The sequence below is a fragment of the Sinomonas sp. RB5 genome (assembly GCF_054063535.1).
Genome location: NZ_JBSSGJ010000017.1, coordinates 92,001 through 101,263 on the forward strand (window position 1 = coordinate 92,001; position 9,263 = coordinate 101,263).

Genomic DNA, 9,263 nt, shown 5'->3' on the forward strand with positions numbered 1-9,263 from the left:
AGGCGCGGGATCGGGAGCCTGCACGGCCACGCCGCTCAGCGCTGGGCCGGGTGGGCCGGCCACGGGCTGTCCCCGGGACGCAGCGAGGCGTACCCGCTGCGCCGCGCGGCATCCGCGGCGAGCACCGCGACGACGGCACTGGGGTTGTGGAGCCGGCCGGAGAGGACGGCCTGCACGGCGTCCTCGAGCTCCACCCAGACGAACTCGATCTCCGCCTCCTCGTCGGTGCGCTCGTGCCGGTCTGCGTGCGGGATCTCCGTCAGCCCCCGGGCGAGGAAGATCCGGATGGCCTCGCTGGAGGACCCCGGGGAGGTGAAGAACTCGGCGAGGATGTGCCACTCGGAGGCCGTCAGGTCCGCCTCCTCGGCGAGCTCCCGCGCGGCCGCGTCGAGCGCGTGCTCGCCCTCGACGTCGAGCAGGCCGGCCGGGATCTCCCACAGGTCCATCCCGACGGGGTGTCGGTACTGGCGCAGCAGCAGGATGCGGCCCTCGGCGTCCATGGGCAGGATCGCCACGGCCCCGGGGTGGTCGATGTAGTCCCGCTGGAGTGTGCCGGCGCCATCCGCGAGCTCGAAGGCGTCGCTGCGGACGTCCCAGATGCGCCCGCGGTAGACGGTCTCCGAGGACAGCACGCGCCGAGGGCTCAGGGCGTCCTCGACTCCCGAGGCGCGGTGGCCGGACGTCGGATCGCCGTGCGCTCCCGGCGCGTGCGTGCCCATGGCGTTACTTGCCCTTGCCCGCAGCGGCCGCGGGGGCCTCGGCGGTGGCCTGGGTGCGGCCCTTCGGGGCCGCGGTGCCGGCCTGGCGCTCGAGGGCGGCCTTGACGAGGCCCACGAACAGCGGGTGCGGGCGCGTGGGCCGCGAGCCGAGCTCGGGGTGGGCCTGGGTGGCGACGTAGTACGGGTGCACGTCCTTGGGCAGCTCGACGAACTCGACGAGCTTCCCGTCCGGGGAGGTCCCGGAGAAGACGAGGCCCTTGGCAGCGATCTGCTCCCGGTAGGCGTTGTTCACCTCGTAGCGGTGGCGGTGGCGCTCGGCGACCTTCGTGGTCCCGTAGGTCTCCGCGACGACCGAGCCCTCGTCGAGGACCGCGTCGTAGAGGCCGAGGCGCATGGTGCCGCCCAGGTCGCCCTTGCCCTCGACGATGTCGAGCTGCTCGGCCATGGTGGCGATCACGGGGTACTTCGAATCGGGCTCGAACTCGCTCGACGAGGCGCCCTCGAGGCCCACGACGTTGCGCGCGTACTCGATGACCATGCACTGCAGCCCCAGGCACAGGCCCAGGGTGGGCAGGCCGGTCTGGCGGGCGAGGGTCAGGGCGCCGAGCTTGCCCTCGAGGCCGCGGATGCCGAAGCCGCCGGGCACGAGGATCGCGTCCACTCCGGCGAGGGCCTTCTTGGCCCCGGCCGGGGTCTGGCACTCGTCCGAGGCGACCCAGCGGATGTTGACCTTGGCATCGTTGGCGAAGCCGCCGGCGCGCAGGGCCTCGGTGACGGACAGGTAGGCGTCCGGGAGGTCGATGTACTTGCCGACGAGCGCGATCTCGACCTGGTGCGCGGGGTGGTGGACCACCTCGAGCAGCCGGTCCCACTTGGCCCAGTCGACGTCCTTGAACGGCAGGTCGAGGGCCCGCACGATGTACGAGTCGAGGCCCTGGGCGTGCAGCACCTTCGGGATGTCGTAGATGCTCGGGGCATCGGGGCAGCTGATCACGGCGTCGGTGTCGACGTCGCACATCCGGCCGATCTTGTCCCGCATCGCGTCCGGGATCGCGCGGTCCGAGCGGATGACAATGGCCTCCGGCTGGATGCCGATCGAGCGGAGCGCCGCGACCGAGTGCTGGGTCGGCTTGGTCTTGAGCTCCTGCGACGGGCCGATGTATGGCACGAGGGACACGTGCACGAAGAAGACGTTCGTCCGGCCCACGTCCTGGCGGACCTGGCGGGCCGCCTCGAGGAACGGCTGGGACTCGATATCGCCCACCGTGCCGCCGATCTCGGTGATGATCACGTCCGGGGCGTTCTCGCCCTCGGAGGGCAGCCGCATGCGCCGCTTGATCTCATCGGTGATGTGCGGGATGACCTGGACGGTGTCGCCGAGGTACTCGCCGCGGCGCTCCTTGGCGATCACGGTCGAGTACACCTGGCCGGTGGTCACGTTGGCCGAGCCGTCGAGGGACTCGTCGAGGAAGCGCTCGTAGTGGCCGATGTCGAGGTCGGTCTCCGCGCCGTCCTCGGTGACGAAGACCTCTCCGTGTTGGAAGGGGTTCATCGTGCCCGGGTCCACATTGAGATAGGGATCGAGCTTCTGCATCGTGACCGAGAGGCCGCGGCCGCGCAGCAGGTGGCCGAGGCTGGATGCCGTCAGGCCTTTCCCGAGCGAGGAGGCCACGCCACCGGTGACGAAGATCTGCTTGGTCGTCTTGGCGGAGTCTGAGAAACGGGAATGAGTTCGCTGCACCACGGAGTTCGAGCTTATCACCGATTCCGCGGCCAGCCTCCCGCCCGCGGGCGTGTCTCCCGCGTGTCCCCGGGGCCGGCGGCTTAGCCGGCGGCGGCCGCCCGCGAGGACTGGGCGTCCTCGAGGAGCTCGAGGGCGTGCGCTCGGGCGCTGGCGGAGTCCTCCTGGCCCGCCAGCATGCGCGCGAGCTCGACGACGCGCTCGGACTCGTCGAGGACCCGGACGTCGCTCGAGGTGACCCCCGCGACGCCGTCCGCCGAGCGGCCCGAGGCGAGCGAGGTCTTGATCACCGTGATGTGCCGGTCGGCGAAGGCGGCGACCTGGGGCAGGTGGGTCACGACGAGCACCTGGACGTGGCGGGCGAGCATGGCGAGCCTGCGCCCGATCTCGACCGCGGCGCGGCCGCCCACCCCGGAATCGACCTCGTCGAAGACGAAGGTGGGCACCGGGTCCACTGCCGCCAGGACCACCTCGATCGCGAGCATGACGCGCGAGAGCTCGCCGCCCGAGGCGCCCTTGCCCAGCGGGCGCGCAGGGGCGCCCGCGTGCGGCTGCAGGAGGATCGCCACCGTGTCCGCGCCGTCCGGCCCGAGCTCCCCGGTCTCCTCGACCTCGACCCGCAGGGACGCGTCCGGCATCGCGAGGGCCGTCAGCTCCTCGCTGACCCGCTCGGCGAGCTCCACCGCCGCGGCCCGGCGGAGGGCCGTCATCTGGCCGGCGAGCTCCACCAGACGGGCCTCGTCGTCGGCGATCTGCGCCGTGAGCGTCTCGATCCGCCCGTCGTCGTCCTGGAGCTCGAACAGGCGGGCCTGGCCCGTCTCGGCCCAGGCGATGACCTCCTCGAGCGTGGGGGCGTACTTGCGGGTCAGCCCGCCGAGGGCGGCCCTGCGCTCCTCGACCTCGGCGAGGCGACCGGGCCCCTCGGTGTCGAGGGACGCGGCGTAGCTGGCGAGCTCCTGGGCGATGTCCGCCAGGGCGTACCCCACATCGGCGAGCCTCTGCGCGGAGGCCCCGAGGGCGGCGTCGTGCTCCGCGACGTGCTCGAGCGCGCGGCGGGCGCCGTCGACGAGGGTCGTCGCGTCGGGCACCTCGCTGAAGTCCTCGGCGACGATGGCCTCGTGGGCCTCCTGCGCGGCCAGGCGCAGGGCTTCGGCGTTGGAGAGGCGCTCGGACTCGGCCTTGAGCGCGGCGTCCTCCCCCGGCTGGGGATCCACCTCGCTGATCTCGGCGAGGGCCGCGCCCAGCGACTCGGCCTCGCGGATCCGCTCGCGCGAGGAGGAGGTCAGCTCCTCGAGCTCCCGCCGCGCAGCGGTCCACGAGGCGTAGAGCGCACCGTAGGCGGCCCGCTCCTCGGCCAGCGGAGCGCCGGCGAAGGTGTCCAGCGCGTGCCGCTGCGCGGCGGGCCCCTTCAGGCGCAGCTGCTCGGACTGGCCGTGGATGACCACGAGCTGGGAGCCGACCTCGGCGAGGGCCCCCACGGGCGCCGAACGCCCGCCGAGGTGGGCCCTGCTGCGGCCGTCCGAGCCGACGGTGCGTGCCAGCAGGAGCTCGGCGGCGCCGTCGTGCTCCTCGACGTCCGCTCCCGCCTCTTCGGCGCGGACGACGGCGGCGTGGCCCGGCTCGAGCTTCACGGTCGCCTCCGCGAGTGCGGACTTCGCCCCCGTGCGCACGGCGCCGGCGTCCGAGCGGCCGCCGAGCAGCAGCCCGAGGGCGGTGACCACCATCGTCTTGCCCGCGCCGGTCTCGCCCGTCACGACGCTCAGGCCGGGTCCGAGCGGCAGGGCGGCGTCCGTGATGACACCCAGGTCGCGGATTCTCAGTTCCTCGATCATGCGTGCTCCTCATTGGCTGGATCGATGGCGCCGACGTCCCCGGCGGCGCGCTGGGCCCAGGCCACGGGCGGAACCTCCGGGACCATGGGCCCGGGCTCGGCGAGCGGGGCGCCGGGGGCCGGCCCCCGCCAGCCGTGGATGGGCAGTTCGAACTTGCGCACGAGGCGCGCCGAGAACGGCGTCGTGCTGATCCTCGCGAGCCGGACCGGCAGCGGCGACTTCGTCACCTCGACGCGGGAACCCGGCGGCAGGTCGACCGAGCGGCGCCCGTCGCACCACAGCACCGCGGCCGCGTCGGTGCGGCCCAGGATCTCGACCGCGAGGGTCGAGCGCGGGGAGACGACGAGCGGCTTGGCGAACAGTGCGTGGGCGCTGATCGGGGCGATGAGCAGGGCCTCGACCTCGGGCCAGACCACGGGGCCGCCGGCGGAGAACGCGTAGGCCGTGCTGCCCGTCGGTGTCGCGAGGACGATCCCGTCGCAGCCGTACGAGGTGAGCGGCTTGCCGTCGACCTCCGTGACGACCTCGATCATGCGCTCCCGGTTGGCCTTCTCGATGGCGGCCTCGTTGAGGGCCCACGTGTGCGCGACCTTCGTGCCGTGGTGCCAGACGGTCACGTCGATGGTCATGCGCTCCTCGACGGAGTAGCTCTTGGACGCGATCCACTGGACGGTCTGGGCCAGGTCGGCCCGCTCGCTCTCCGCCAGGAACCCGACGTGGCCGAGGTTGACCCCGAGCAGCGGGACGTCGACGTGGCGGACGAGCTCGGCCGCCCGCAGGATGGTCCCGTCCCCGCCGAGCACCATGACGAGTTCGACGTCCTCGAGCCGGACCTCCTCGCCGAGGACCTCGGTGGGGTGGTCGAGGCCGTCGAAGCGGGCCTCGAGGTGCGCCTGCTGCCCGGCGGGCATGACCGGGGACAGGCCCGAGCCGTACAGCTGGGCCGAGGCCTCGCGGGCGGCGAGCATCGAGTCCTCGCGGCCCAGGTGGGCAAGGAGCAGAATACGGCGGGTCACGCGGGCGCCTCCTGGGGGTCGGTGGCAGGCCAGTGGGCGGCGACCCACTCTGCAGGCTCCTGCCCGGGCGGTGCTGGGTGGCCGGCAGCCGGCGCGTCGCCGTCGTGCGCGAGCCAGAGGAAGTACTCGACGTTGCCGTCCTGGCCCGGCAGCGGGCTGCGGGCGAGGCCGCACAGGGCCAGCCCCTCGCGGGCTGCGGCCTCCGCGACGGCGGTGACCGCGCGGCGTCGTTCGCCGTCGGAGCTGACGACGCCGGTCCGCGCCAGCCGCTCGCGGCCCACCTCGAACTGGGGCTTGACCATGAGCAGGAGGTCGCCGCCCGCCTCGGTGCACGCGGCGAGGGCGCCGACGACGAGGGTGAGGGAGATGAAGGAGAGGTCCGCCACGGTGAGCGCGGCGGCCCCGCCGATCTGCTCCGGGCCTAGGTCGCGGACATTGAGGCCCTCGTGGACGCGGACGCGCGCGTCGTGGCGGAGCGCGTCGACGAGCTGGCCGTGGCCGACGTCGACCGCCACGACCTCGGCCGCGCCGGACTGCAGGAGCACGTCCGTGAAGCCGCCCGTCGAGGCGCCCGCGTCGAGGCACCGCTTGCCCCGCGGGTCGATGCCGCCGAACGCGGCCAGGGCGCCGGCGAGCTTGTGCCCCGCCCGGCTCACGTAGCGGTCGTGCTCGGTCTCGTCCACACTGATGTCCGCCTGCTCGTCGACGGGCTGGGAGGCCCGACCGGCCGCGGCGCCCGCGACGCGCACCGCACCGCTGGCGATCAGCTTCGCGGCGTGGGTGCGCGAGCGGGCCAGGCCGCGGTGCACGAGTTCGAGGTCGAGTCGGGCCACCGCTACTCCGCCGGCTCCGTGTCGAGGATCTCCGACAGGGCCGCGTGGAACGCGTCGAACGCGTCGGCCTGGTCGGCGAGCGGGCGGCCCGCTGCGGCATCCAGCGCCGCGAGGGCGGCATGGGCCTCTGGCAGCGCCGCCGCCGCGGCCGTGTGCGGATCCTCGCTCATGCGTCCCAGCTTAGCGAGACTCGGAGGCCGCTCGGCTCAGGCCCCGCGCCGTCAGTGTGCCCAGCGCAGCTCCGGGGCCGTCCGCTCCTCTGCCTCGGGCAGGGCAGCCCACCACGCGGCGCAGGCCGCGCGCCAGGCGTCCAGGTCCTCGCGGGACCCGGAGACCTCGACCACCTCGCCGTTGGTGCGCGCCGACGAGGTGCCGACGTGCCAGGCGCCCCCGGAGGCAACGGTCTCGGGGTATGGGCGGAACAGGTCGTCCAGCGTCCGCAGGATGTAGGTGGGCCGCTCGGCGTGGCGCGCCCCGAGGATGGACTGCTCGGTGTCGACGCCGGTGAGCACCACCGCGGTCGCGAAGCCCGCGCGGTTCCCTCCCAGGATGTCGGTGTCGAGCCGGTCACCCACCACGACGGGACGCCGCGAGCCGAGCCGCTCCGCCGCCGCGAGGAACAGGGGCGCCTCCGGCTTGCCCGCGACGAGCGGCTCACGGCCGGTAGCTGCGCGCACCGCGGCGACGAGTGTCCCGTTGCCGGGCGCGATGCCGCGTGCCTGCGGGATGGACATGTCCGTGTTGGTCGCGATCCACACCGCACCCGCTGCCACGGCGTAGGCGGCCTCGGCGAGGTCCCGCCAGCCGAGGTCCGGGCTGAAGCCCTGGATCACGGCGGCAGGGTCCTCCTCGGCCGACCACACCGGCGTCAGCCCGCGCAGCTCGACCTCGTGGGCCAGGGCGGCGCTCCCCGTCACCAGGACCCGGGCCCCGGCGGGCACCTGCTGCGCCAGCAGCGATGCACCCGCCTGGGCCGAGCTCACCACGTCGTCGTCCCCGGCTGGGGCGCCGAGCTCCCGGAGATGGGCGGCGACCTCGGCCGGGGAGCGGGAAGCGTTGTTCGTCACGTAGCCCAGGCGGACCCCGCGCGGGGCGAGCGACTGCAGTGCCTCGACGGCGCCCGGGATGGCGTGCGGGCCGGCGTAGACGACGCCGTCGAGGTCGGACAGGACGGCGTCGAACGCCTCGATGAGCTCGGCCATGCTACGCCTGGTGCTCCTCGCCGCCCGGCGCCTGCTCGTCCGCGGCGTCGGCCTCGAGGGGGGCGCCCTCGGTGGGCTCGACTGCGTCGTCGGTCTCGTGGATGCCGATCTCGTCCTCCGCCAGATCCGTCTCCTCGTCGTCGTCCTCGTCCGACGGCGCGTGGCCGGCGTCCTCCGCCGTCCCGCCGTCGCGCTGCTCGCCGGCCTCGTCGCGGGGAGACGCGGCAGCCGCCTTGGCGCGGCGCTCCTCGGCCTCGCGGCGCTCCTCGGCCTCGTCCCAGCCGAGATCGACGATCTCGGGCTCCTCGAACTCGCCCACGCCGAGCGCCTTCTCCGCGACACCGATCTGGCGGTACCACTTGGAGGCCTCCGACGAGCGTCCGGCGGCGGAGAGCGCGTCGGCATAGGCCTCGAAGAGGCGCGGGCTGAAGGAGAACGCCCGGTTGATGTCCAGCTGCGGGATCTCGAGCTCCGCGACGGCGCCCTCGTGGTCGCCCATGTCCGACCGCGCCCCGGAGGCCACGATGGCCAGTTCGGCCTTGTTGGCGTTGTCGAGCATGTTCTGCTCGTCCGAGTGGGCGAGCTCGAGCGCCTTCTCGGGACGGCCGAGGCCACGCTCGCAGTCCGCCATGTGGGCCAGGTGGATGCTCGAGCCGGTTATCCGGCGGAACGTGCGGAATTCGCGGAGTGCGTCGTCGTAGCGGCCCGCGGCGTAGGCAGTCATGCCGACGGCCTCCCGCACGGCGCCGATGCGGCCCCCGCGCCGGCTCGCGGCGAGGGCATGCTGGAAGGCGGCCTCGGGGTCATCCTCGATCAGGCGGCCGGCCATCACCAGGTGCTTCGCGACCCAATCGCTGTTGTTGCCCTCGAGGGTGCGGAGCTGCCCGAGCGTTCCCCGGTCCAGCTCGCGCCCGGTGACGTCCGGGTCGATCTCCGGGGACCGCTCGCGGTCCGCCCGGTTCGAGACGCGCAGGTCCCCGGCATTGTGCGGGCGGGGACGCTCTTCCCGACGCTCGCCGCGGTCGTCACGGTTGAACTGACGGGGACCACGGTCATCACGCTGCGGGCGGTCACCGAACGGACGACGCTCACCACGGTCATCACGCTGGAACGGACGACGCTCGCCGCGGTCGTCACGGTTGAACTGACGCGGACCACGGTCATCACGCTGGAACGGGCGACGCTCACCACGGTCATCACGCTGCGGGCGGTCACCGAACGGACGACGCTCACCACGGTCGTCACGCTGGAACGGACGACGCTCGCCGCGGTCGTCACGGTTGAACTGACGGGGACCACGGTCATCACGCTGCGGGCGGTCACCGAACGGACGACGCTCACCACGGTCGTCACGCTGGAACGGACGACGCTCACCACGATCGTCACGCTGGAACGGACGACGCTCACCACGATCGTCACGCTGCGGGCGGTCACCCGCGTCGCGCCGGCCGGACTGCCGCTCGTCGCGATCGCCGTACGAGCGGCGCTCACCGAACTGGTCGTCGCGGTTCCGGTCCCGGAAGCCGCGCGGGCGTCCGCCCGAGTTGCTCGTACCACGGAAGGGGCCACCCCGCCTGTCAGAGCTGCCGCCGTCGCCTTGGCCCCTGCGAGGACCGTTGTAGTCCCCCCTGCCCGAGCCGCGCCCGTTCTGCTCTGCCATGATGGCTCCTCTTTCTGTGTATTCCTTGGATCGACGGCCTGTAGGCCGCGTCTCGTCACTATTGGTTTGACGGCCCAGTGCTCACCTGTGCGGTGACGTCTGGCAACCATCAACAATTCTACGGTGCTGCCAGCCGGGACGCGGTCCCGGGGCTCCCTGGGTGGGTGTTAAGTGCGGGAGCCCCCCAACCGGGTGGTTGGGGGGCTCGACCGTGTGGTGTTGTCCGGCGGTGTCCTACTCTCCCACACCCTCGCGGGTGC

The 9,263-nt window shown here is 73.3% G+C and carries 9 protein-coding genes; 1 reads left to right on the plus strand and 8 read right to left on the minus strand.

Translation table 11 applies throughout. The annotated features are described in order from the left end of the window. Positions 1–35 precede the first annotated feature (35 nt). From ACVWWH_RS17125 to ACVWWH_RS17160, 8 genes are all read right to left on the minus strand, one after another. Complete coding sequence (locus ACVWWH_RS17125) at positions 36–719, minus strand: NUDIX domain-containing protein (protein WP_066497343.1); 684 nt, start codon at positions 717–719, stop codon at positions 36–38. A 4-nt stretch (positions 720–723) separates the two neighbouring features. Then, positions 724–2,481 (minus strand): CTP synthase, encoded by a 1,758-nt coding sequence (locus tag ACVWWH_RS17130; protein ID WP_066497342.1) that lies wholly within the window; start codon positions 2,479–2,481, stop codon positions 724–726. Between the two features lie 62 nt (positions 2,482–2,543). Then, the gene (recN, locus tag ACVWWH_RS17135; RefSeq protein WP_066497337.1) at positions 2,544–4,292 is read right to left on the minus strand and encodes a DNA repair protein RecN; all 1,749 of its coding nucleotides are present in this window, start codon (positions 4,290–4,292) and stop codon (positions 2,544–2,546) included. After that, positions 4,289–5,308, minus strand: coding sequence for an NAD kinase (locus ACVWWH_RS17140; RefSeq protein ID WP_066497336.1), 1,020 nt, complete (start codon positions 5,306–5,308; stop codon positions 4,289–4,291). Before ACVWWH_RS17140 ends, recN begins: the two co-directional genes overlap by 4 nt. Then, a complete protein-coding gene (locus ACVWWH_RS17145) occupies positions 5,305–6,141 on the minus strand; it encodes a TlyA family RNA methyltransferase (RefSeq protein ID WP_084249420.1) in 837 nt (278 codons plus the stop codon). The genes ACVWWH_RS17140 and ACVWWH_RS17145 overlap by 4 nt, the downstream gene beginning before the upstream one ends. A 2-nt stretch (positions 6,142–6,143) precedes the next feature. Next, positions 6,144–6,311, minus strand: a complete 168-nt coding sequence (locus ACVWWH_RS17150) for a hypothetical protein (protein WP_157089122.1) — start codon at positions 6,309–6,311, stop codon at positions 6,144–6,146. Positions 6,312–6,362: 51 nt separating this feature from the next. Further along, a complete protein-coding gene (locus ACVWWH_RS17155; protein WP_066497335.1) occupies positions 6,363–7,343 on the minus strand; it encodes an HAD-IIA family hydrolase in 981 nt (326 codons plus the stop codon). A gap of 1 nt (position 7,344) precedes the next feature. Beyond that, the gene (locus tag ACVWWH_RS17160) at positions 7,345–8,172 is read right to left on the minus strand and encodes a hypothetical protein (protein WP_457317355.1); all 828 of its coding nucleotides are present in this window, start codon (positions 8,170–8,172) and stop codon (positions 7,345–7,347) included. Here ACVWWH_RS17160 and ACVWWH_RS17165 point away from each other — a divergent pair. Further along, complete coding sequence (locus ACVWWH_RS17165; protein ID WP_457317356.1) at positions 8,125–9,099, plus strand: hypothetical protein; 975 nt, start codon at positions 8,125–8,127, stop codon at positions 9,097–9,099. The genes ACVWWH_RS17160 and ACVWWH_RS17165 overlap by 48 nt on opposite strands. Positions 9,100–9,263: the final 164 nt, after the last annotated feature.